This is a genomic window from Pseudomonas tremae (assembly GCF_023278125.1).
GTDB lineage: Bacteria > Pseudomonadota > Gammaproteobacteria > Pseudomonadales > Pseudomonadaceae > Aquipseudomonas > Aquipseudomonas tremae.
Window position 1 is genome coordinate 3,637,851 of record NZ_CP066270.1, and the last position, 22,488, is coordinate 3,660,338.

The 22,488-nt window shown below is 56.9% G+C and carries 19 protein-coding genes and 2 pseudogenes; 7 read left to right on the plus strand and 14 right to left on the minus strand.

What is annotated here, in order from left to right; genetic code table 11:
* Positions 1-12 precede the first annotated feature (12 nt).
* Positions 13-1,326: an MFS transporter gene (locus I9H09_RS16410; protein WP_122323674.1), complete on the minus strand. Its 1,314-nt coding sequence runs from the start codon at positions 1,324-1,326 to the stop codon at positions 13-15.
* 214 nt (positions 1,327-1,540) lie between these two features.
* On the opposite strand from I9H09_RS16410, the gene I9H09_RS16415 reads away from it, so the two are divergent.
* From I9H09_RS16415 to I9H09_RS16445, 7 genes and pseudogenes are all read left to right on the plus strand, one after another.
* On the plus strand, positions 1,541-3,283 hold the full coding sequence (locus I9H09_RS16415) for an IlvD/Edd family dehydratase (protein WP_122312693.1): 1,743 nt from the start codon (positions 1,541-1,543) through the stop codon (positions 3,281-3,283).
* A gap of 115 nt (positions 3,284-3,398) precedes the next feature.
* A complete protein-coding gene (locus I9H09_RS16420; protein WP_024669733.1) occupies positions 3,399-4,112 on the plus strand; it encodes a FadR/GntR family transcriptional regulator in 714 nt (237 codons plus the stop codon).
* A gap of 334 nt (positions 4,113-4,446) precedes the next feature.
* Positions 4,447-5,031 carry a PAAR domain-containing protein gene (locus I9H09_RS16425; RefSeq protein WP_122323673.1) on the plus strand — a complete coding sequence of 195 codons (585 nt, stop codon included), beginning with the start codon at positions 4,447-4,449 and terminating at the stop codon, positions 5,029-5,031.
* A 5-nt stretch (positions 5,032-5,036) separates the two neighbouring features.
* Positions 5,037-5,963 (plus strand): DUF6402 family protein, encoded by a 927-nt coding sequence (locus I9H09_RS16430; protein WP_236502389.1) that lies wholly within the window; start codon positions 5,037-5,039, stop codon positions 5,961-5,963.
* Positions 5,960-6,406, plus strand: coding sequence for a hypothetical protein (locus I9H09_RS16435; protein WP_122312696.1), 447 nt, complete (start codon positions 5,960-5,962; stop codon positions 6,404-6,406). Before I9H09_RS16430 ends, I9H09_RS16435 begins: the two co-directional genes overlap by 4 nt.
* Positions 6,407-6,419: 13 nt before the next feature.
* On the plus strand, positions 6,420-6,845 hold the full coding sequence (locus tag I9H09_RS16440) for a hypothetical protein (RefSeq protein ID WP_122312704.1): 426 nt from the start codon (positions 6,420-6,422) through the stop codon (positions 6,843-6,845).
* A pseudogene (locus tag I9H09_RS16445) lies at positions 6,842-7,283 on the plus strand (hypothetical protein); the annotation flags it as partial. The gene I9H09_RS16440 and the pseudogene I9H09_RS16445, both read left to right, overlap by 4 nt.
* Before the next feature lie 346 nt (positions 7,284-7,629).
* On the opposite strand, the gene I9H09_RS16450 reads toward I9H09_RS16445, so the two are convergent.
* From I9H09_RS16450 to I9H09_RS16510, 13 genes and pseudogenes are all read right to left on the minus strand, one after another.
* The gene (locus tag I9H09_RS16450) at positions 7,630-10,020 is read right to left on the minus strand and encodes an efflux RND transporter permease subunit (protein WP_122347914.1); all 2,391 of its coding nucleotides are present in this window, start codon (positions 10,018-10,020) and stop codon (positions 7,630-7,632) included.
* 26 nt (positions 10,021-10,046) lie between these two features.
* Complete coding sequence (locus I9H09_RS16455) at positions 10,047-11,087, minus strand: WD40/YVTN/BNR-like repeat-containing protein (RefSeq protein WP_122347915.1); 1,041 nt, start codon at positions 11,085-11,087, stop codon at positions 10,047-10,049.
* A gap of 238 nt (positions 11,088-11,325) precedes the next feature.
* Positions 11,326-12,681: pseudogene (locus I9H09_RS16460) on the minus strand (DUF1329 domain-containing protein).
* Positions 12,682-13,209: 528 nt separating this feature from the next.
* Positions 13,210-14,367 (minus strand): glutathionylspermidine synthase family protein, encoded by a 1,158-nt coding sequence (locus I9H09_RS16465; protein ID WP_122347916.1) that lies wholly within the window; start codon positions 14,365-14,367, stop codon positions 13,210-13,212.
* 11 nt (positions 14,368-14,378) lie between these two features.
* Positions 14,379-15,119 (minus strand): DUF1190 domain-containing protein, encoded by a 741-nt coding sequence (locus I9H09_RS16470; RefSeq protein WP_236502390.1) that lies wholly within the window; start codon positions 15,117-15,119, stop codon positions 14,379-14,381.
* Between the two features lie 27 nt (positions 15,120-15,146).
* Entirely contained in the window at positions 15,147-15,572 is a 426-nt protein-coding gene (locus I9H09_RS16475) for a DUF350 domain-containing protein (protein ID WP_024669727.1), read from the minus strand.
* A 13-nt stretch (positions 15,573-15,585) separates the two neighbouring features.
* The gene (locus I9H09_RS16480) at positions 15,586-16,251 is read right to left on the minus strand and encodes a YjfK family protein (protein WP_005892326.1); all 666 of its coding nucleotides are present in this window, start codon (positions 16,249-16,251) and stop codon (positions 15,586-15,588) included.
* Positions 16,252-16,330: 79 nt separating this feature from the next.
* Positions 16,331-16,885, minus strand: a complete 555-nt coding sequence (locus I9H09_RS16485; RefSeq protein WP_122347918.1) for a rhomboid family intramembrane serine protease — start codon at positions 16,883-16,885, stop codon at positions 16,331-16,333.
* Between the two features lie 30 nt (positions 16,886-16,915).
* Entirely contained in the window at positions 16,916-17,623 is a 708-nt protein-coding gene (locus I9H09_RS16490; RefSeq protein WP_024669724.1) for a PspA/IM30 family protein, read from the minus strand.
* Between the two features lie 26 nt (positions 17,624-17,649).
* Positions 17,650-18,303 (minus strand): YjfI family protein, encoded by a 654-nt coding sequence (locus I9H09_RS16495; RefSeq protein ID WP_024689840.1) that lies wholly within the window; start codon positions 18,301-18,303, stop codon positions 17,650-17,652.
* A gap of 393 nt (positions 18,304-18,696) precedes the next feature.
* A complete protein-coding gene (gene pepN / locus I9H09_RS16500) occupies positions 18,697-21,363 on the minus strand; it encodes an aminopeptidase N (RefSeq protein WP_122347920.1) in 2,667 nt (888 codons plus the stop codon).
* Between the two features lie 12 nt (positions 21,364-21,375).
* Positions 21,376-22,209 carry a DUF2797 domain-containing protein gene (locus I9H09_RS16505; protein ID WP_183142516.1) on the minus strand — a complete coding sequence of 278 codons (834 nt, stop codon included), beginning with the start codon at positions 22,207-22,209 and terminating at the stop codon, positions 21,376-21,378.
* Positions 22,206-22,466: a YeaC family protein gene (locus tag I9H09_RS16510; protein ID WP_005892310.1), complete on the minus strand. Its 261-nt coding sequence runs from the start codon at positions 22,464-22,466 to the stop codon at positions 22,206-22,208. Before I9H09_RS16510 ends, I9H09_RS16505 begins: the two co-directional genes overlap by 4 nt.
* Positions 22,467-22,488: the final 22 nt, after the last annotated feature.

The following is a 22,488-nucleotide window of genomic DNA, read 5'->3' on the forward strand; positions in this document are numbered from 1 at the left end:
GAAGCTGAAAACCTATTTCGCCTTGGCACTGGCCGCGAAGTCGGATACCGGCAGCACATGTTTGCGCTCCAGAACGTGATACACGATGCCGGTCAGCAGCAGCCCGAACACCATAACGCCGGACAGGAAATACAGACCGGACGCCAGGCTGCCGGTCATTTCCTTCAATGCACCGATCACGAACGGCCCGATGTACCCCCCAAGGTTGCCGACCGAGTTGATCAGCGCTATACCGGCTGCCGCACTGGCACCGGCAAAGAAGCGTCCCGGCAAGGTCCAGAACACAGCCGTACAGGAAAACAACGCGAACGCCACGACACACAGTGCGGCCAGTTGCGCCACAGGTAAAGTCAGCCATGCACTGCAGAACAGGCCGATGGCACCCAGCACATACAGCACCGCCAGATGCCCGTAACGGTCATTGAGCCTGTCCGAACTGCGCGGCACGATCAGCAGGCCGATGATGCCGAAGATGTAGGGCACCGAGGACACGAAGCCAGTGGTCAGGTCACTGCCGCCGAACTGTTTGATCAGCGTCGGCAGCCACAACCCCAGACCGTAGATGCTCAGAGTCACCGGCAAATAGAACAGCGCCAGCAGCAGAACGCGCTTGTCTTTCAAGGCGTGCAACGGGTTGCCGTGACGGGTCTGGCCGTATTCTTCCAGGTCTTTTTTCAGTTCTCCGGTGAGCCAGTCTTTCTCGGCCTGGTCCATCCACTTGACCTGTTGCGGACCGTCCGGCAGCCAGCGCAGCACCGGCCAGGTCAGCAGAATCGCTGGCGTGCCGATCACGATGAACAACCACTGCCAACCGTGCAGGCCAAGCACGCCGTCCATGCCCAACAGACCGCCGGAGACAGGTCCGGTGATCATCATGGCGATGGGTTGCGAGAGGATGAACAAGCCGAGGATCTTGCCGCGATGGCCAACCGGAAACCATTGGGTGATGTAGTAAAGCACGCCAGGAAAAAAGCCTCCTTCAGCGGCGCCGAGCAGAAAACGCATCACATAGAAACTGTGAGGCCCCTGCACAAACGCCATGCCAATGGTGATTGCGCCCCAGGTGATCATGATCCGCGCAAACCAGCGACGTGCACCGAAGCGCTCAAGCATCAGGTTGCTGGGAATTTCCAGCAGAAAGTAGCCGATGAAAAACAGCCCGGCGCCCAACCCATAGGCCGCGTCGCCAATACCGATGTCCGCGCCCATGTGCAGCTTGGCGAAACCCACGGCAGAACGGTCCACATAAGCGATCAGGTACAGCAGGATGAGGAATGGAATCAGTTTGAACGTGATGCGGCGTATAAGCCGCAATTCCTGGCTCATGTAGGCGGTCTCCCTTTGTTTTTGTTATGGAACCTGCGGGGATGACCTCTGTGCCTGGGTGCTGAATGACACCGCACGTGCGCCAGGATAATCCCTCGTCTACGAATGACTATATAGTAATACTATTTAAACTGACAACTCTTCCAATACGCGTTTTTTAGGCTTACCTTAGCCAACAGTATCGCCATTAAGTCTTACAATAAGAGAGCCGATCATGTCTGACTCCGATAAAAAACCGACCCTCCGTTCTGCCCAGTGGTTTGGCACTGCCGACAAGAATGGCTTCATGTACCGCAGCTGGATGAAGAATCAGGGCATTGCCGACCATCAGTTTCAGGGCAAGCCGATCATCGGCATCTGCAACACCTGGTCGGAGCTGACCCCCTGTAACGCACACTTTCGGCAGATCGCCGAGCACGTCAAGCGTGGCGTGATCGAAGCAGGTGGCTGGCCGGTCGAGTTTCCGGTGTTTTCCAATGGCGAATCCAACCTGCGCCCCACTGCGATGTTTACCCGCAACCTGGCAAGCATGGACGTCGAAGAAGCGATTCGCGGCAACCCCATTGATGGCGTCGTGCTGCTGACCGGTTGCGACAAGACCACCCCTGCCCTGTTGATGGGTGCCGCCAGCTGCGACATACCCGCCATCGTCGTGACCGGTGGGCCGATGCTAAACGGTAAGCACGAAGGCAAGGACATCGGTGCTGGCACCATCGTCTGGCAGATGCACGAATCCTACAAGGCCGGTACTATAAGCCTGGACGAATTTCTCTCCGCCGAAGCTGGCATGTCGCGCTCGGCGGGCACTTGCAACACGATGGGCACGGCCTCGACCATGGCCTGCATGGCCGAAGCACTGGGCACCTCATTGCCACACAACGCCGCCATCCCTGCTGTGGATTCGCGACGTTACGTGCTGGCACACATGTCCGGCATGCGCGCAGTCGACATGGTCCGTGAAGACCTGCGTCTGTCGAAGATCCTCACCAAGGCCGCGTTCGAAAACGCCATCCGGGTCAATGCCGCCATTGGCGGGTCGACCAACGCTGTCATCCACTTGAAAGCCATCGCCGGACGCATTGGCGTCGATCTGGATCTGGACGACTGGACCCGCATGGGCCGGGGCATGCCGACCATTGTCGACCTGCAGCCTTCCGGGCGCTTTCTGATGGAAGAGTTCTACTACGCGGGCGGCCTGCCCGCCGTGCTGCGACGCATGAACGAAGCCAAACTGCTGCCTAACCCCGACGCACTCACCGTGAACGGCAAGAGCATCGGCGAGAACACCTGCAATTCGCCAATCTACGGCGATGACCAGGTGATTCGAGCACTCGAAAACCCGATCCGCGCCGACGGCGGTATCTGTGTACTGCGCGGCAATCTCGCGCCGCTGGGCGCAGTGCTCAAGCCATCGGCTGCAACACCGGCATTGATGCAGCATCGAGGCCGTGCGGTGGTGTTCGAGAACTTCGAGATGTACAAATCGCGGATCAATGATCCGGATCTGGACATCGACGCCTCCTCGGTCATGGTGCTGAAGAACTGCGGCCCCAAAGGCTACCCGGGCATGGCAGAGGTCGGCAATATGGGCCTGCCAGCCAAACTGCTGGCCCAGGGCGTGACTGACATGGTGCGTATCTCCGACGCACGCATGAGCGGCACGGCTTATGGCACCGTAGTGCTACACGTCGCGCCGGAAGCGGCCGCCGGCGGACCGCTTGCCGTGGTCAAGGAAGGCGACTGGATAGAGCTTGATTGCGCCAGCGGGCGTCTGCATCTGGACATCCCGGAAGCCGAACTGGCTGCGCGTCTGGCCGACTGGCAAGCACCACCGCAACTGCTGCTTGGCGGCTATCGCCAGTTGTATATCGATAAAGTGATGCAGGCCGATCAAGGCTGCGACTTTGACTTCCTGGTCGGTTGCCGGGGTTCAGAAGTGCCTCGTCACTCGCACTAGTCACCCGCATTACTTGCACTAAAAGAAGCGGCGGTCCCTTGTTCTGGCGACCGCCGCAAACCTTGTGCGATGGTATGATGCCCAGCAATCACTGCCAGGACAGACTTGCGTTCCCATGGATTATCGAAAGCCTTCCGACCGAAAAAGCATGCACGCCCGCATCGTCCAGGAACTGGGCATGCAGATCGTATCCGGGCGTTTCAAGCCTGACGAAAAGCTGCCTGCCGAAGCGCTGCTCTGCGAAGAGTATGCCGTCAGCCGACCTGTGTTGCGCGAAGCCACTCGGGTACTGGTCGCCAAAGGGCTGGTCTACTCGCGGCCTCGTGTCGGCACGGTGGTCAAGGCTCGCCGTGAGTGGCACCTGTTGGACCCCGACGTACTGCACTGGGTAATGCAGAGCTCGCCGCAGAATGAATTCTTCCACCTGCTGACCAGCGTGCGCGCAGTCATCGAACCGGCTGTTGCAGCACTGGCTGCGCAATACGCCACGGACGCAGAAATCGAATCGATCCACGAAGCATACCTGCGTATGGAGGCGGCACCGACTCCGGAAGACCTGCTGCAACCGGACCTCGACTTCCACAGCCGCATCGCCGACGCTACGCACAACGACCTGCTCGCGCACTTGTGCAACATGCTGTCACTGGCACTGCGCGAAGCGCTCAAATACTCCAACAAACGCCCCAACCTGCACGAACTGGCCATGCCGCGCCACAAAGCCATCCTCACTGCCATCCAGAACCGCGACGCCCTTGGCGCGCGGCATGCCTCACTGGTACAACTGGACGATGCGCGCAATGCGCTGAGCGTGGTGCTGAGTGGCGGTTGATCGACTCGACTGAATCGATAACTTCCTTGAACTGTCCATTCGCCGTGTTTATTAATCAGGCACGGCGAACACTGCTGTTCTCTGATACCAGTCTCTATATCTTTTATTTACGTAAGAAACATCTACTTCAGTAGTACGACATTTATCAACCCAGCGTAAGCCCTGTCTTGAATTAGCGCAAACGGCGATCCGCCCTTTCCGAAAATATAAACTAATGCTATCTCTCCCTGCACGTTAATTAAGACATTACGCCTTTCCATATACGTCGATTAAACACATCAGACGTCAGGAAGCTGTGCAGCCTGCAGAAAAAACACCACTCAGGAAGAGTTGCATGAAACTTCTAGCCATTGTCCAGGGTGATACTACAGACCACGGAGGGGTTGTTATAAACGGTGACCAGACAAAGCGCATCAATGGTTTCCCGGTGGCGCATAGAGGCTGTGACGTCATCTGCCCATTGCATGGCGCCAGCAAAATCATTGGTGAAGAAAACAACCTCCATATCGAAGGGAACACCATCGCCTTGGAGGGCGACCTGACCAGCTGCGGGGCTAAATTGATATCTACACAACAAAGCTTCTTCAGGGTTGGAAGACGGTCGAGTGCTGTTGAGTCTACGCCGGCTATTTCAGTCGGTAATGATCAGAGTGTAACCAGCGAGTGTGCAGTGGATGAGGTGGAGCAGTCAGCTGATTCATGGGTGGGTCAGCGGGCGTCGCTCGCATGCGATGAGCGTTTTCGTCTATTCGATCAGAAGCGTTCCAGCCTTGGTCATCTCGGCTATGTGGTTATGCAAGACCAACGTTGCACTGCAGTCGGAGTGCTTGACCTGCAAGGCTACAGCCGCAGCCACACAAGTCCTGCGGTCATCGCTCTACAACTCGCAACCACTGCCCCTTGGCCGGTCATTGAGTAACCCCGATGTCCCTGAACGATTTCCAACGCACCAACGCTTTGGGCCCAGACACCTACTACGCTCTGCCGCAAGGAGCCTCACATACCTACGCCCCGACAGACACCCCAGCCAAAGAAGTCATTATCCAGAGCCTGGCCCTCTCCCGCCTACCCGGAGCCATGCGCAACATGGGGTGGGACACGGCAGCGGCGCTGATGCAGCGCTGGTTTGACAGTCCTGCATGGGAGATGCCGGAGGAATGGAAGGAAGAAAAAACCAAGCCTGACCCGTCAACACTGCTATCAGCGCAATGCGATGAAAACATTGTAAAGATGGACTGGGCGATGCAGTTTGAACGCTGTAGATACGCAGTTAAGCTTGCAGAATCCAGGGTGACTACTGTCAATGGTATTGAGCGTTTGAGATTGCTACTGAAAAATGCTGGCTGGGCAGGTGAGGAAACATTCAACTTAGATACTACGATGATGAAAGCGTCGCAGATAGACACTATATCTCAAATAAACTTCGCTGAATTCGGTTCTGCCTGGAACAGGCTGGATGATATGTATGGCTCTCTTGGACGCGCAACGCTGAAAGTCGGAGTTTCGGGAAAAACCTTCATCAAAGAAAGTCCTATCACTCACGAGGCTCATAATTTTTTTCAGGTTAAAAATCTAGGATTCTACATACGCGATCATTACGACTTCAACGGCCTACAATATCTTGGCACTTGGACAGAGGACCGAATTCTTACCAAAACTGAAAGCATCGTAACATTGACACCGCAAGGAAATTTAATAGTACGGTTGAAGGACGGCCCATTCGCTGCCATAACGAACACTCACTTTCGTAAATATCGAAAAAAAACAGGTAGCGGAGGCGATTTTATTATTTATTCAGATGTACACTGGAAAATATCTCAAAAAATTATTGATCTTGGTTCAATACTTTGAATACCCCCACACAAAGCTTAAAATTTATAATTACTTATATTTTAATCTCAGGCAGCCTCTGGATGGCCTCAGAATGGTGGGAAAAGGGTTTGGCTAAACAGCTAGGCCACGCCGATATTAGCCCAAACGGATGTTATAGAGTTGAAACCTTCAGGCCATTCTGGATGTTACCCATGATATTTCATAGAAAGCCTGATCCAAATAACGATATATCACCGAAAATTTTACCATCGTGGAGCTACCCAGGCTTTTATCGTTTGTATGATCAGCGTCGTGGCAAATTAATCGGGGAGAGTCATATTTATGACCTTGAATCCGCAAGTGGAACTTTATACTGGGGCGATAAAATCATGCCTAAGGTCATGGCTGGATTTATTTATATCGGCCCTAACCTTCAAGATTGCATTGGTGACCAACTTGACAACCCGATACCAAAAAAATAATAGTCGAGCGAAAATTTCAATATTCCTGCTGGTCGGCATCGCGACGTTTAGCACTCTATGGACCGCCTCTGGCTGGTGGGAAAAAGGCTTGGCAGAAAATCTAGGAGACCCCGTCATTAGCCCAAACGGGTGTTATAGAGTGGAAGCATTTAAACCTTTTTGGATTTTGCCAGACATCTTTCACCCAGAACCCGACGTCAATGAGATTAATGCGCCCAAATGGTTTCCGTGGTGGGGATATCCGGCTTTTTTTAAACTTTATGACAATCGCAACGGGCAGTTAATATCCGAGACTACTATTTATGACCTGGAAGTAGCCGGTGGAGAAATAACATGGGGATCCGGGTCCAAAACTGTTTTTATAGGGATGATCCCCGTTGGACCCAACACACCTGATTGTATTGGTGATCAGCCAGACGTGTCGGGATATGATCGATGACGCCAGCGAAGCGACGCGTAACTGTTTTCCTCGCTTACATTACTATCGCAGGCGTTCTCTGGACCGCACCGGAGGGAGTGGTGGGAAAAAGGATTGGCTGAAAAATCAAGCGGCCCGCACATAAGTCCGGGCGGATGTTATCGGGTAGATATACTCCAACCATTTTGGGTCTTACCGATGATATTTCATCGAGAACCCGATCCCAACGAAGATCAACCACCCACGTGGTTTCCCTGGTGGGGTTACCCAGCCTTTTTTCGACTTTATGATCACCGCACTGGCGTATTGATTTCAGAGACGAAAATTTACGATCTGGAGTCATCGGGCGGAAAACTGTCATGGGGAAGTGGATCGGGAGATGTGATGTCCGGTTTGATCTCCATAGGACCCAATGCTCCTGATTGCATGGGTGATCGCCCTACTCGCGTGAAGCCTCAACGACGGGAACACCAAGACGCTGACTGTTTCAATGATCGTTACCACGCGACGCGCTCAGCGTCGTATACAAGCCCGGAACAGCCAGGCAAGCATTGCCTTTCAGGAAGTTAAGACGGCTGCGAAGCGACCCTCAAAAAACTGGCTGCCGGTTCCCGGCAGATCGTGGACGAGTCCACTCCTATGTAGCGAGGGATCGCGGACAAGCGAAGCGTCATCCGTTCCGCTTCATAGGTACCCTTTCTCGGGCTGTTCAGGACTGTGTATGACGCTGAGCGCTCCAGCATGGAAACGCACTTTTCGACACTCTGCGCCGCAAAAGGACGCAGAGTGACAGGCCGCCACGGGCTCAATGCGAAAACAGCGAGTTGCCCACCTTCCCCGCCATCTTCTCCGGTTTGATCAGGAACCGCGCCAGCGCTGGCAGCAGCCACAGGGCGCCGAACATGTTCCACAGCAGCATGAAGGTCAGCATCAGGCCCATGTCGGCCTGGAACTTGATCGCCGAGAAAATCCAGGTGCATACGCCGATAGCCAGGCACAGGCCGGTGAACAGCACCGCCTTGCCGGTGGACTTGAGGGTTTGGTAATAGGCCTCTTGCAACGGCAAACCGGCGCGCAGAAAGCTTTCCAGGCGGCTGTAGATATAGATGCCGTAATCGACGCCGATGCCTACGCCCAAGGCCACCACCGGCAGGGTCGCGACTTTGACGCCGATGCCCATGAACGCCATCAGTGCGTTGCCCAGCACAGACGTGAGCACCAGCGGCAGGACGATGCACAGGGTGGCGGCCCAGGAACGGAAGGTGATCATGCACATGCCGGCCACGCAGATGTATACCAGTATCAGAATGACCAGCTCGGACTGTTTGATGACCTCGTTGGTCGCCGCTTCGATACCGGCGTTGCCGGCAGCCAGCAGGAACTGCAGGTCCGGTTTGTCGTTCTGTCTGGCGAAGTCCTGCACGGCGTGTACGGCACGGTCGAGGGTTTCGGCCTTGTGGTCGTTGAGGAAGACCAACAGCGGGGCCAGCGAACAGTCAGTGTTGTACAGGCCATCAGCACGGGCGATGGAGTTGTTCAGCACGTCCTTGTTACGCGACAGGCTTTCCCACTTCAGGTTGCCCTCGTTCATGCCCTTGATGACCTGTTTGGAAACAGTCACCAGCGAAATGGCCGACTGCACGCCCTGAGTGTTTTCCATTTTCCAGGCCAGTTCGTTGATCGCTGACAGGGTCGAATACGCCGAGCAGCCCTCGGGCGGTGTCTTGACCATGACCACTAGCACGTCGGAACTGGTCGAGTAATGATTGATAATGAACGCGTTGTCCTGGTTGTAGCGCGAGTCTGGGCGCAGCTCGGGCGCACCCTGGTCAAGGTCGCCGATCTTCAGGTTCTGGCTGTACCAGAGGCCCCCGCCGAAGGCGAGCACTGCCAGTGCAATCGAGACCGGCGCGACTTTGACGCTGGCAAAGTTCGACAGCAATCGCCAGAAAGGATGCTCGGAGACGGCATCCTGCTTGCTGCGACTGACTGCCCTTTTGCTGATGCCCACGTAGGAAATGGCCACTGGCAGCAGGATCAGGTTGGTGAAAACGATCACCGCCACACCAATGGACGCGCCAATCGCCAGTTCGCGGATCACACCGATGTCGATAATCAGCAAGGTAATGAACCCAACCGCATCCGCCAGAATCGCGATCATGCCTGGCAAAAACAGCTGGCGAAAGGTACGACGTGCAGCGGTCAGGGCATTGTCTGCCGCGCCGGATTGCAGGGCGATGCCGTTGATTTTTTGTACGCCGTGGGAAATACCGATGGCGAAGATCAGAAACGGCACAAGCATGGAGTACGGATCGATACCGAATCCCACCACATGCATCAAACCTAGCTGCCAGATGACCGCGATCAGTGTGGTGCTCAGTACCGCAACAGTGCTGCGAATGCAGCGTGTAAACCAGATCAGCAGCACCAGCGTGATCAGGAAGGCGATGCCGAAGAACATCACCACCATGAACAGACCATCGATCAGGTCGCCGACCTTCTTCGCGAAGCCGACGATGTGAATCTTGATGGTGGGATTCTGCGCCTGATATTTATCACGAATCTTGTCTTCAAGCTGGTGCGAGAACTGCTGATAGTCCAGCGCCAGTAACTTGCCCTGATCGGCAGGGTCCGGGTAAGACTCCTGCAACGGCACGTCAATGATGCTCGACCTGAAATCATTGGCGACCAGGCGCCCCACCTGCCCGGACTTGAGCACGTTGTTGCGCAGTTGATCCAGACTCGCGTCCGAACCGTCGTAGCTCTGAGGAATGACTTCACCGCCGGCAAATCCCTCCTCTGTCACCTCGGTCCAGCGTACGCTGGGGCTCCACAGCGATTTGAGCCCGGAGCGGTCCACTCCCGGAATGTAAAATACTTCGTCACTGATCTGGCGCAAGGTCTCCATGTAAGCCTTGGAGAAGATGTCCCCATCCACCGCTTCGACGGAAATGCGTACCGTGTTGCCCAGGTTCCCCAGGTCATTGCGGTGCTTCATCATGTTCTGGACGAACGGATGCGACAGCGGGATCATTTTCTCGAAACTGGTGGAAGGCCGAACCTGCAACGCCTGCCAGAACAGAAAGACACTGGTCAGCAGGCAAAGGAAGATCACCGCAGGGCGATGATTGAAAATCAGGCGTTCGAGAAAGGTGGCCTTGTCGTCTGAGTCTGCTGGCTGTCGAAGAGTGCTCATGCCTGAATATTCCCGCCCTGAGGTTCTTATTGTGGGGTCGTCTCGGCGCCTGTTGGCGAGGCGACGCGCACGCCCCCCTGCCCTACGAGAATCAGATTGCCCTGAAGGTTGGCGGCGACACCTGCCAGCGAAATACGGTCGGGGCGATTGAAAACCTCGAATGTTTCGCCATCGTCGTGGCTGCGCATGACGCTGCCACCGTTGCCGACCAGCACCAGCGAACCATCGGTCAGCAGAGTGGCGCTGGCCAGGCCGAATTCGACAGGCCCTCGCGCGCCTTTGAGCTCGATGGGTTGCCAGCTATCGCCAAAGTCGGTGGAGCGAAACAGGTTGCCGCGCAACCCATAAGCCAGCAGCGTCGAGGGCTGTGCCGTGCCGGTCACACCAAACAATGACCCTTGATAAGGACCTTCGATCTTTTCCCAGGTCTGCCCCTCGTCACCCGAGCGAAACATGCTGCCTGCTTCACCCACGATGAACAGCCCCGCCTCTTTCACCTGAGCAATGGCGTTCAGGTGGTATTGATCTTCGTTGTCCAGACGATCGCTGATGTCCTGCCAATGCTTGCCGCCGTCACCGGTGCTCAGCAAAACGCCGTAAGCACCCACGGCCAAGCCGTTGTTGAGGTCCTTGAACCAGACATCCAGCAACGGTGCTTCGCGTTTCAGGTCCTCGAACTGCTTGCTCCAGCTTTTGCCGCCATCGTTGCTCGCCAGTATCTGGGCGTCGTGCCCCACAGCCCAGCCATGCTGCTCATCGACGAAAAAAACCGCCGTCAACAGCTGGCGGGTAGGCACGCTGGCCTGCGTCCAGGTTGCGCCCTGATCATCGGAAAACAGAATATGCCCATGGTCACCGACGACCACAATGCGTGCCCCGGCATGGACGACATCCAGTAGCAGGCCGCGAGAGGCTTTGGCTGATTCGATCGCGTAAACGGCGTTATTTTCAGTGGATGCTGCAATCGGCACAGAACCGGACTCAGCCGAGGCAAACGCGCATGAAACAAGCGTCATCAGCAACAGGCCGGCGCATAGCCGGGTGCGCCGATAGAAAGGCTCACGCATGGACTTCTCCCTTTTCTTATTATCATAGGGTCGCTAAAACAGCACCGACCAGCCCTTGCTGCCCCACGCCCGTAGCCGTCAGGCCATGCCTTTGCGCAAGCTCGGCCATCCTAGGCAGCTTTGCAAATGCCTGACAATCGCCATGTCGTTATCTTTTGTTAAGCGCTGTGGATGTGATTGATCGAACATCACGAGCAATGATCGGCCCGCACCGTCGAAAGACTCGACAGGTGCTCGGTTATCGAACGCCGCTGCGGCGCAAGGCAACCGGTTTGAATGCATTTGCAGAGGGCACGGGTTGTGAAAAATCACTGGTGCCAGACTCTTGATTGTCCAGATTCTGGACGTGATAGCGCCGGGCCTGAAGGTCATGAAAGACGTCCAGCGCAGACCAGGTGGTCGGGAGTTCGTAGTAGTTTTTCAAGTAGGCCATGGAGACACGCCACAACTGACCGCGACCGTCATATTGATCAACGATTGCAGCCTGCCAGCTATCTTCGTCCAGATACAGCGTGCGCCGCGAGTACACATGCCGCGCCGAAGGTTTGAGCGTGCCCTCCACCACCCAGACGCGATGCAGCTCATGCCGCGTGTACGCCGGATTGAGGTGTCCGACCTGCAACAATTGACGATAGGAGATGTCCGGGCTGGATATCCGGTAATTGTTGTAGGGAATATAGGTTTCGCGTTTGCCCAGCAGCTCCCAGTCGTAACGGTCCGGCGAGCCATTGAACATGTCGGTGTCATCCGCCGTACGCAGCCCCTCAGAGGCCGGTATCGGCAGGTCATAGGCCAGGCTCGGCGCCCGCCGTACCCTGCGTTGACCGGTACTGTAGGCCCAGGCCTGACGCGGCTCCTGTACCTGATCGAGCGTTTCGTGAACCAGTACTGCGGAGTCGGTCATCCGTGCCTAGCACTGAGTGAACGACAAGTAGTAGAACAATACGTTATCGAGACTGGCGAAGCTGCCGTGCGGGTCATAGAAGCGAAACAGGATTTCCTGTCGCGAGGTGACCGGCTTGAAACTGCCGTCGCGCTGGACGGCGACTTCAGAGGCACGGCGCACCACGTAATGGCCTCGATACCGGGCTATGTGGTTCCACACCGCTTGAATGCCTTTCTTCGGAATGGGAAAAGGAATAGCACCATAGGCATCGGCAAAACCGTTGCCGCCATCGATTAGACGGGCTTTTTTCGCGTTGCGCCGAGCGTTGTCGTATACCCATTGGGGTGCCGACCCGGAGCGCCGGGTCGGGTAGATAGGCATCTGATAACTCTCGGGGTAGGCCTCGAACATCGCCACTTGGCCTGGTGTCAGCCGCGCACGATAAAGATTCAGGTTGGCACGGGTGATGGTGAACAACGGCCTGTCACTGGCATAGGGATCGATGTGCCGCGTGCCGGCCCCTTGATACTCCGGCGGGGGGCGAGTGATTCCGCCGCTCCAGGCCGGTATGCTTCCGGCTGCATTGCCAGCCATTTCGCCTCCAAGTGGCGTCAGCCCCTTGCCCAGCGTCAAGCCATCGCTGGCCGTGCTGATGTTGATCGTAAGCAGCAGCGCCAGCGCGAGCCCTATCCATTGTTTAACGAGCACAGTGGCTCTCCTTGTTTGACTGGCCGGAAAAGCGTGCCTGGCAGTGCGCCCCCAGGGTGGCAGCATGAACGGGTTCAATATGCTTGAGGCATGAGCAACTGTCCGATACACGCCGCCTGTGCAAGCGGCGTATCGGACAACTACACAGTGATCAACTGAACAAATAGAACATGCCGATCTTTTAGGTCGGACACAGACTTACAAAGCACTTGCCTGACTCACCCTGCGCGTGACGGAATAAGCAATCCGGTAGCGGCGAGCAGGCAGAACGGTGCATCCCGATGCAACCTGAATGCCAGAACACCCAAGGCAAACAGATCAGGAACACTATCAAGTACAGTTCAGATCATTCAGTGAATGTTCTTTATCAGCGAGTCTGCAAGTTCAAGAAAGACGGTTTGATTGTCTGACAGCTATTGAAGTCAGCCCGACAACTTTTGCCGGCTGTTATCAGAAACGTACACCGTCCGTAACAGTGAAGTGTTACGCATTCGCGCAAGTAACACGCGAACGGAATATGCAAAGGGATCAATCAATGACCGCATGCGGCAGAAAACGGCTGGTGTCTTTGGTGATCAGGCTGTCGTCCTCGCGTATCCCGATGCCTGAAGCCAGGTCACCGATGACCCAGGAACCGATCAACGTGTAGCTGTCACCGAATTTCGGTAGCGGCGAATATGCCTGGAGAATATAAGGCGCATCCGTGTAGGGGCCGTCGACCGCAATGACCTGATCGCCTGGCGTGCGCATCTCGATGTTGGCGCCTTCGCGGGAAAAGTAGGGTTTGCGCACCCAGCCCTTGGGCACCGGTTTAGTTGAGTCCAGATCGACAGACGACGGCAGCAGGTTCGGATGTCCCTCATTGAATTGCCACAATAATGGCAATATGCCTTTGTTACTGAGAATCGCCTTCCACGCAGGCTCGACGAATTGGGTGCCGCTGGCGGGCACATGTCTGCCAAATTCCTCGTGAAATATGTGTTCCCACGCATGCAGCTTGAACAGGCGTTCGATCCAGCCCCCTTGCAGATCGACAAAACGCCCGTCGGCATCGAGCCCGATGTCTTCGATGTCGATATGCCGGGCGTCAATGCCAACGTGCGCCGCCATGCGCCTCAGGAAATCAGTCGTGCCACGGTCCTCGACAGAGCCGGACATGGCCGAAAAATAGAATGGGGTCTGTGCCGAAAATTCTGCGAAAGCCCGCACCAGGTCTTCTGCAATCGAATTGAACTGGGTGGCACGCACGGGCAGGATCCCGCGCGCCATCTGTTCTTCGAGCCAGAGCAACTGAAATGCTCCGGCCTCCATCAGGCTGGTCGGGGTATCCGCATTGATCTCGTACATCTTTGCCGGCCCTGTACCGTCGTAGGCAAAGTCGAACCGTGCATAGAGATGCGGGTGCCCTTGTTTCCAGGACGTCTGGATCACATCGAAAAACGCTTCCGGAATTGCCAGTTGGCGCAGCAGCTCTTCGCTGTCGACCACCCGTGCCACTGCATCCAGACACATCTGGTGAAGTTGCTGGGTGGGCTCTTCCAGGTCGCGGGTAATCTGCTGTTCGGTGAACAGGTAGTACCCGCGCTCGTCCCAATACCGCTCGCCGTCGATGGTGTGAAAGTTGAAACCTTCACGCTCCGCCGTCTGGCGCCAGTCCGGGCGTTCCTCGATGCTTATCTTCTTCATGGCCCGTTCCGTCAGCCTCCGAAGCTGCTGCCGCCGCTGCTTTTACCGCCCCAGCCGCTGCGTGCCGAAGCCTGGCTGCCGAAGCCACCACGCGAAATGGTCGATGACACCGACGACGAGCCAGAACCCGAGCTGCCCAGATTACGCCCCAGGGTACTCTTGCCGTAGCTGCGGTCCGGGCTGGATTGAGCCTGGGTCGAACGGCTGAACGTCTTGCCGCGGTCGATCTGGCTGGGCAGAGAAGAGCTGTAATACACACCCCGATCATCACGCGTCTGATAGATGGGTTGCGAGTAACTGTTGCTGCCAAAGCCGTTGCTGAGCAAGTTGCCGATCAGCAGACCCGCCATCAGCCCGGTGGTGCCACTCATGCCGGCGGGAGCGGACTGCGTGACTTCCTGATTGGCTCTGTCCAGCGCTTCCTTGGGCACCTGCCCGGAGAAGCCCAGCTCGAAACCGCCCATCTTTGGTACGTATTTGCCGTCGGACGTTACCTGGCAGTAATCCGGCACGAAGTCCGCGTCGCAGGACGCCTTGTCATCATAAGTCGGGGCAATGCGCCGATGGTCGGACAGCGCCTGCATGTAGGCGTCCGAACACACGTCCACCGGCACCTTGGCCTCGACGCATTCCTGCACCGACTTGAAATTGGCCTTGGCTTCGAAATTCTGTTTGCTTTCAGACGGGCCACACCCGGCCAGAGCCAGAGGAAGCGTGCTGGCAAGTACCAGTTTTACTGAACTACGTCTCATCATGAGTCTCCTTGTTCAAGGCTGCCGTCAGACCGATGGGGTCATGCAGGCGGCGTTGAGAAGACCGACGCTGATCGCGACGCTGGCCGAATAGATGGCGGCTGCCAGCTCGCCCCTGGCAATGCGGGCAGACAGGCCCTTGAGCACCAGGCTGGTGACGCCGAACGCCAACAGTTGCACCACGGCAGCAATTACCACCCAGACGATCACGTCCAGAATGCTGATGCTGTAGGTGATGATGTTGCTGGCCGGCAACGCGAAACCGATCAACGAGCCACCCAGTGCCAGTGCAGCGGCGCTGTTGTTCTCGCGGATCAGCGCGAACTCCTTGTGCGGCGTGATCCTGCTGTAGATGAACTGGAACAGCGCGAACAGAATCGCCGCCACCAGGATGTACATGATAAAGCCGAACACGGCAGTGGCATTGAGCGACATACGCAGCGCGTCGATCATGAGGATTTCCTTGTCAAAGAACATTGATATCAGTGGATTGCAGCGTGATGCCTACCGCCGTGGTCAGTGTGATGCTGCCCTCTTCGTCTTCCTCCACGGAAAACAGCAGAAACTCACGGCGATTGATCAGGCCCGTTTCGCGCGCGTACAGCATGCTCAAGTGTTTGACGCGATAGGCCGCGTCAGGGCTGACGATGTCTTCGTCCAACGGTGTCAGCTCGGTCTGGCCTGGCGAAGTACCCCACTGGCGTTCGAATACTTCGCCGTCGTGCTCGTAGGTCGGCAGGCCGATCTTCGACGACGGGCCGGTCAGGCGCAGCAATTCGTCCTTGCTGGTGATCGGCTCGGCGCTGTAGTAGCCGAACAGAATGATGTCCTGCACGTCTTCCGGATTGGGTCCGTTGCTGACCACTTGCAGGAAGTAGTCCTCGTTATCCAGATAGAAACGATGAATGGCCATAGACTGGCCCAGGTCGACACGCCCCACGGCCCAGACTTTTTCGTCACCGGGGACGACCACCTCTGAATGGCCTTCGAGCAACAGCTTCAATGAGCTGTCCAGGCACAGCATTCGTCCGGACGCCAGCCCGAGCGGGCTGAGCGTGCCGACTGATCGTTCGCCATCACCACCAGATGCCTTGGGTGCTTCCAGCCCCATGGCACGTTTGAACCAACTCATAATCCATTTCCTTGCAGTCGACGGGAGACGATATATAAATCTCTTTAACCGGAACAGGCGCACGGCTCGCGAGACGGGTTCATTTCGGCGCGAGTAATGTTCTGGAATGCATCAGCCACGCCACACAAACACCCGCCAGCGCACCGGCAATGTGTGATTCGAATGACACACCGGCCACCGGCACGAAGCCGAAAACCAGCCCGCTATAAGCGGCCACTACCAGCAGCGCGATCAGCACGCTGGCGATACTGCGCTGGTACCAGCCTCGCGCCAGCAGATAAGCCCACAAACCGAAAATCAGGCCGCTTGCGCCGACATGAATATTGCTGCGTCCAAAGCACCAGACCAGCAGCCCGCCCAGCAGGCAAACCAGCCCGGCGACCCACGCATAGCGCCTGACCCCCTCGGTAGCCACCAGCCAGCTCAGCACAATGAACGGCAACAGATTGCTGATCAAGTGCTGAATCGAGCCATGCATGAAGGGAGCGAAAACAATTCCGCGCAGCCCGGTAAGGCTGCGCGGAATGATACCGAAATGAACCAAAGCGTTGCCGGTGATCGAGTTTATTGCCTGAACCGCAAGCAACACTGCCGACAGTACGAGGATGACCTTGAGCCGTTTGGAGTACTCCATTGACCGTCCCCGCCTGCCTCGTCGCTACGCTTACTGAGCCGGCGTCTGGCTTTTGGCTTTCAAACGCGCGAGCACGTCTTCCGCACCACCGCTCTTCGCACCGATCCCGGCATCCTGCAGGCGGCGCTCAAGATCACTGCCGCTGGACTGGCTGGCCAGTTCCTCGGCGGCTTCGAGCTTGGCATCCTGTTCGTCCTGACGCTGCTTGAGGCGCGCCAGCGAACCCACGGCGGTTTCCACTGCGCCACTGGCGCCACCGGTTGCCGTGGCGGTCGCAACCCGGGCGCGCTGCACGGTTTCGCGGGCCTTGGCCATCTCGACCTGTTGCTTGAGGCTCTTGATGCGCGACTCGGCCTTGATCACCTGCTCCTGCAGCAGACTGACCTGCTTGCTGAACTGGTCAGCCAGTTCCTGTTCCTGATCACGCAGGGCCTCGATCTCGGCAATCTTGTTGGCGCATTCAACAGCCAGAGCTTCTTCACCCTTGTTCAGCGCCTGCATGGCGCGGCCTTCCCAGTTCGCGATGCTGGTGGCATGTTCTTCAAGGCGCTGTGCCGACAACTTGTGCTTGGCCTTGATGGTGATCAGGCCGTCACGCGCCTTGACCAACGCGTTCTCTGCGTCGCGGATCTCCTGATCCAGAATGCGGATGGCGTTGGCATCGGCGATCGATTCGCCCACTTCGGAAGCGCCACCACGAACGGCAGTCACCAGTTTTTTCCAGATACTCGTAGTCATGAATGTTCTCCGCCTGACAGCGCTGTTCAGTAGATGAAATGATCTTCAAAAGCGTCGGCCGCACGCATCACGTTATCCGCGAGGGTGAGGATTTCCTGCACGATCACGGTAAGCGACGATGCCGCGCTCAGTGCTCCGAACAGGCAGTAGACTTCCTGATCGCTGCCCAGCTTTTCGATGCCGATCGAGGACAGCGGAAACAGATCGCGACTGCGTAGCACAACGTCGTTGAATGCCTGCACATTCTTGACCTTGTTCACTTCAATCAGCGTCGCGTCGGCCAGAATCTGCTCGCCTTCCACCGCAATGTAGATGGGCAAATCGCCATGGTCGGCCATCGTTAACTTGATACCCGATCCATCAGCCTCGGTCACGTCGAGCTCGATCTTTCCGTTCGTCACCAGCTCCAACTCGCTAAGGGCCTTTTGCAGTGAGCTGATGGTCCAGTGGGTATTCTCGGTCATGAAATCCTCCAATTTGATCCTCTCGCCCAGAAAGGGCTGTCTTAATGCTTTTTCGATGCCTCGCAAGGCATCGACATTCTCGGGCCGGATCCAGAATTCCCGCTTGACCAGACCGGCGTCCTTGAGTCGCAGACGCATTTCACGCATGTAATCGGTAGAGCTCTTGGAAACTTTGGCCGGGACGGGTGCCTTGTCGCCTTGGGTTTTACGAGGCATTGACGCTCCCCTCTGGCTGTTGACCATGAATCAGGTGAGCAACGTATCAGATGTTTTCAAAGATAGATATGTATCACATGTGAGATTTTTTTAGCGACGGGAGTAGTCGCGCTAGCGCAAGCGTGTTGGCTCGAGATCCAGCCGCTGACAGCTCTGAAGTCTTCGCGGACAAGTCCGCTCCCACAATATTGTGTCGCTGTGCCTCTGTTCACCTATTCCTCTGTACCCCTGTTGACCTGTGCCCTTAACCCTGTGGGAGTGGACTTGTCCACGAAGGCGGGTCATCAGGCACTGAGTAAGTCAGTACTAAAAACACAAAAAAGGCGCTACCCACATCAGCAGGTAGCGCCTTTCTTCGGGGTGCCAATCACTCACCCGTCACAGCATAAGCTTTCATTCAGCCAGGCTTTTGCTCACCACTTCATAGACATCCGCCGACAGTTTGCCGGAGGCCAGAATGCGTTCCAATTCTGCCTTCATCAGCGCCTGACGGGCGCTGTCGTATTTGCGCCAGCGGGTCAGCGGCGCCAGTTGGCGGGAAGCAATCTGCGGGTTCAACGCGTTCAGTTCTATGACCAGATCCGCCAGGAAGCGGTAGCCGGAGCCATCCGCTGCATGGAAGTTGATCAGGTTCTGCCCGGCGAAGGCGCCGATCAAGGCGCGGACCTTGTTCGGGTTCTTGATGCTGAAGGCAGGATGCTTCATCAGTTCCTGAACGCGTTGCAGCCCGCCCGGCTGGGTGCTGGCGGCCTGCACACTGAACCACTGATCCATGACCAGCGCGTTGTTCTTGAAGTTCTCGGCGAACACGGCAAGTGCCTTGTCGCGCTCTTCAGTGAATGGCGAGTTTACCAGCACGGCCAGCGCAGTCAGGCGCTCGGTCATGTTGTCGCTGGTGTCGAACTGGTCGATGGTCGCCGCCAGCACTTCAGGTTTGCCGCTGAGCATCAGGTACGACAGCGCGATGTTCTGCAGCGCGCGACGGGCGAAATGCACAGATTCGGCAACGTATGGCGTGGCCTTGGAAAGCTCGCGGTTGGCTTTGTAGCGCGCCAGCAGGCTGTCAAACAGGCCATCGGCCAGTTGTTGGCGAGCAAATTCGCGAGCGGCGTGAATGGCATCGACATCGGCCACGTCGCTGATCTCGGCCAGATAAGCCTCGCCCGGCAGCGACAGCATCTCCGCAACCATCGCCTGATCCAGTTGTTCATCCGCCAGTACGGTACCCAGCGCAGTGATCAGCCGCTGGTCCATGACCAATGGCTGACCCTGCTGGTGCTGACCGATCAGTTCCTGCAACACCTGAACCGACAGTTGCTGACCCGCATCCCAGCGATTGAAGCCATCGCTGTCGTGCTGCATCAGAAACATCAGCTGATCGCGGTCGTACGGGAAGCTCAGCTTCACGGGTGCAGAGAAGCCGCGCAACAATGAAGGCAGCGGCTTGTCGGCAATATCAGCGAAGGTGAAGGTCTGTTCGGCTTCGGTCACCGCCAGCACGCGAGTGGTGCCGGCAGCAGCGCCTTCATCCGCAAGTCGCAAGGCAATCTCGCCGCCGTTGCTGTCCAGCAGGCCCAGCTCGACCGGGATCACGAATGGTTGCTTCTGATCGCCAGGCTGGCCCGGTGTGGTCGGGCAGCTCTGGCGGAAAGTAAGGCTGTAGGTTTTTGCAGCGGCATCATACGACTCGCTGACCACCAGACGCGGCGTTCCGGCCTGGCTGTACCAGCGCTTGAACTGGGTCAGATCGACGCCATTGGCGTCTTCCATGGCCTTGATGAAATCGTCGCAGGTCACGGCCTGGCCATCGTGGCGCTCGAAATACAGATCGCTACCCTTGCGGAAGCCCTGGGCGCCCAGCAAGGTATGCAGCATGCCGACCACTTCCGAACCCTTTTCGTAAACGGTCAGGGTGTAGAAGTTGGAGATCTCGATAAAGCTGTCCGGGCGTACGGCATGGGCCATAGGGCCTGCATCTTCGGCGAACTGGTGGGTGCGCAGGTAGGCAACGTCCTGAATACGCTTGACCGTGGCCGAGTTCATGTCAGCCGAGAAACCAGCGTCGCGGTACACCGTGAAGCCTTCCTTGAGCGACAACTGGAACCAGTCACGGCAGGTCACGCGGTTGCCCGACCAGTTGTGGAAGTATTCGTGGGCGACGATCGCTTCGACACGCTGGTGCGCCGCGTCGGTGGCGGTTTCAGCGCGGGCCAGCACAGCACTGGAATTGAAGATGTTGAGGCCCTTGTTCTCCATTGCCCCCATGTTGAAGTCGTTGACCGCAACGATCATGAAGATGTCCAGGTCGTATTCGCGGCCGTAGGTTTCTTCGTCCCAGCGCATGGACTTCTTCAGGCTGGTCATGGCGTGCTGGCATTTGTCGACGTTTTCCGGCTCGACGTAAATGCGCAGGGTCACTTCGCGCTGGCTCATGGTGGTGAATGTGTCTTCGATGCACCACAAATCACCGGCCACCAGCGCAAACAGGTAAGCCGGTTTCATGAACGGGTCTTCCCACGTCGCCCAGTGTCGTCCGCCCTCTTCTTCACCGCTGGCGACCGGGTTGCCGTTGGACAGCAGAATCGGGAAGCCTTGCTTGTCGGCGCTGAGCGTGGTGGTGAACTTGCTCATGACGTCGGGGCGGTCAAGGTAGTACGTGATCTTGCGGAAGCCTTCGGCCTCGCATTGGGTGCAAAACATGCCGCTGGATTTGTAAAGGCCTTCCAGCGCGGTATTGGTTTCAGGATGGATGCGCACGGTGCTGTCGACCGTAAAGCTGGCAGCCTGTGGATGCAAAGTCAGGTGATCTTCCGTCAACTGATAATCCGCAGCACCCAGCTCGACGTCACTCAGTTTTACCGACAGCAATTCCAGATGCTGACCGTCCAGCACCAGCGGCGGCAGGCCTGCGCCGCGCTCGGGGTTACGACGCATGACCAGTTGGGCGTGGACCAGCGAGTGATCGTCGAACAGCTCGAAGGTCAGGTTCGTCTCATCGATGAGGTACTCGGGAGCCTGGTAATCCTTCAGGTAGATCATTTTCGGTTGTTCGGTTCGCATGCGGGGATCCTTTTACTGATGCACGGCCAGCTGATAAGCCGTGTATTTGCGAATATTGATCACGCCGGTATCGAAAATCAGGTATTGGCCCTTGATCCCCAGCAGCGTGCCCTCGGCAATCGGGTTCTTGTCCAGATTGAAGCTGACAATCTTGGTCGGATACGCCTCGACCGGATAACGAAACTCGACTGGGTCGGCATCGTGTAGCAGTTGGATGGCCTGCAGACCGAATCGTTCTTGCAATCCGAGCAACCCTGCGCCACAGCTGTCGAACAGTTCCTGGCGAATAGCCTTGAGATCGACGGGTTGGGCGTCTCCTTTGAGCAAGGCACGCCAGTTGGTGCGGTCCGCCACCTGACTGCGCAACAGGTCTTCGACAAAGCCCGACTGCTGGCGAGTTGCGACGCGGATAATCGGCAGTGCCTGACTGGCACCCTGATCCAGCCAGCGAGTCGGCAACTGCGTCGCACGAGTGATACCGACCTTGACGCCAGAAGAGTTAGCCAGGTACACAATGTGGTCAGTCATGCAGAACTGCTCGCCCCATGACGGGTCGCGACAGGTGCCCTGATCGTGATGGCATCTTTCCGGGCTCATGATGCACAGATCGCACTGCGCCAGCTTGAGCATGCACGGGTAGCAGTAGCCCTGACTGTAGCTGGACTTGGTCTTGCGCCCGCAATGACTGCAGTGAATCGCCCCCAGAAACTCGAGACGCACGGTCTTGCCGATCAGTGGGTTGACCGCAATCTCGGTCTCACCAAGGCGAAAAGCATATTGCACGAACGGCGTGTCATCCTGACGCGCCGACATTTTGTTGACAGCTCCGCGACCAATTTCGATCAATGAATAGCATCCGATTTGAACAGGATATTGGGCACCGGCGCAGACTTGGAGGCGCATTCCTGCGGCCCCATGTAGCCAGTGCGCTGGTCTTCGGGCAGGTGCTGCGCTTCCCAGGCGATCAACGCCTGCAATGACAGTTCACGCTGCTCCTGGGTCAGTTTGCGACCATCGGACCATTTGCCGATCTCTACGGCCAGTTTCAGGCTTTCGTAGATGTCCGGGGTGATGTTTTCGATCATTTCTATAAAAGACGACATGGGGCACTCCAGAAAGTAGCCA

Coding starts and splice junctions, on each gene's coding strand:
- I9H09_RS16410 (WP_122323674.1), bottom strand. CDS start 1,326: ATGAGCCAGGAATTGCGGCTTATACGCCGCATCACGTTCAAACTGATT.
- I9H09_RS16415 (WP_122312693.1), top strand. CDS start 1,541: ATGTCTGACTCCGATAAAAAACCGACCCTCCGTTCTGCCCAGTGGTTT.
- I9H09_RS16420 (WP_024669733.1), top strand. CDS start 3,399: ATGGATTATCGAAAGCCTTCCGACCGAAAAAGCATGCACGCCCGCATC.
- I9H09_RS16425 (WP_122323673.1), top strand. CDS start 4,447: ATGAAACTTCTAGCCATTGTCCAGGGTGATACTACAGACCACGGAGGG.
- I9H09_RS16430 (WP_236502389.1), top strand. CDS start 5,037: ATGTCCCTGAACGATTTCCAACGCACCAACGCTTTGGGCCCAGACACC.
- I9H09_RS16450 (WP_122347914.1), bottom strand. CDS start 10,020: ATGAGCACTCTTCGACAGCCAGCAGACTCAGACGACAAGGCCACCTTT.
- I9H09_RS16455 (WP_122347915.1), bottom strand. CDS start 11,087: ATGCGTGAGCCTTTCTATCGGCGCACCCGGCTATGCGCCGGCCTGTTG.
- I9H09_RS16465 (WP_122347916.1), bottom strand. CDS start 14,367: ATGAAGAAGATAAGCATCGAGGAACGCCCGGACTGGCGCCAGACGGCG.
- I9H09_RS16470 (WP_236502390.1), bottom strand. CDS start 15,119: ATGAGACGTAGTTCAGTAAAACTGGTACTTGCCAGCACGCTTCCTCTG.
- I9H09_RS16475 (WP_024669727.1), bottom strand. CDS start 15,572: ATGATCGACGCGCTGCGTATGTCGCTCAATGCCACTGCCGTGTTCGGC.
- I9H09_RS16480 (WP_005892326.1), bottom strand. CDS start 16,251: ATGAGTTGGTTCAAACGTGCCATGGGGCTGGAAGCACCCAAGGCATCT.
- I9H09_RS16485 (WP_122347918.1), bottom strand. CDS start 16,885: ATGGAGTACTCCAAACGGCTCAAGGTCATCCTCGTACTGTCGGCAGTG.
- I9H09_RS16490 (WP_024669724.1), bottom strand. CDS start 17,623: ATGACTACGAGTATCTGGAAAAAACTGGTGACTGCCGTTCGTGGTGGC.
- I9H09_RS16495 (WP_024689840.1), bottom strand. CDS start 18,303: ATGCCTCGTAAAACCCAAGGCGACAAGGCACCCGTCCCGGCCAAAGTT.
- pepN (WP_122347920.1), bottom strand. CDS start 21,363: ATGCGAACCGAACAACCGAAAATGATCTACCTGAAGGATTACCAGGCT.
- I9H09_RS16510 (WP_005892310.1), bottom strand. CDS start 22,466: ATGTCGTCTTTTATAGAAATGATCGAAAACATCACCCCGGACATCTAC.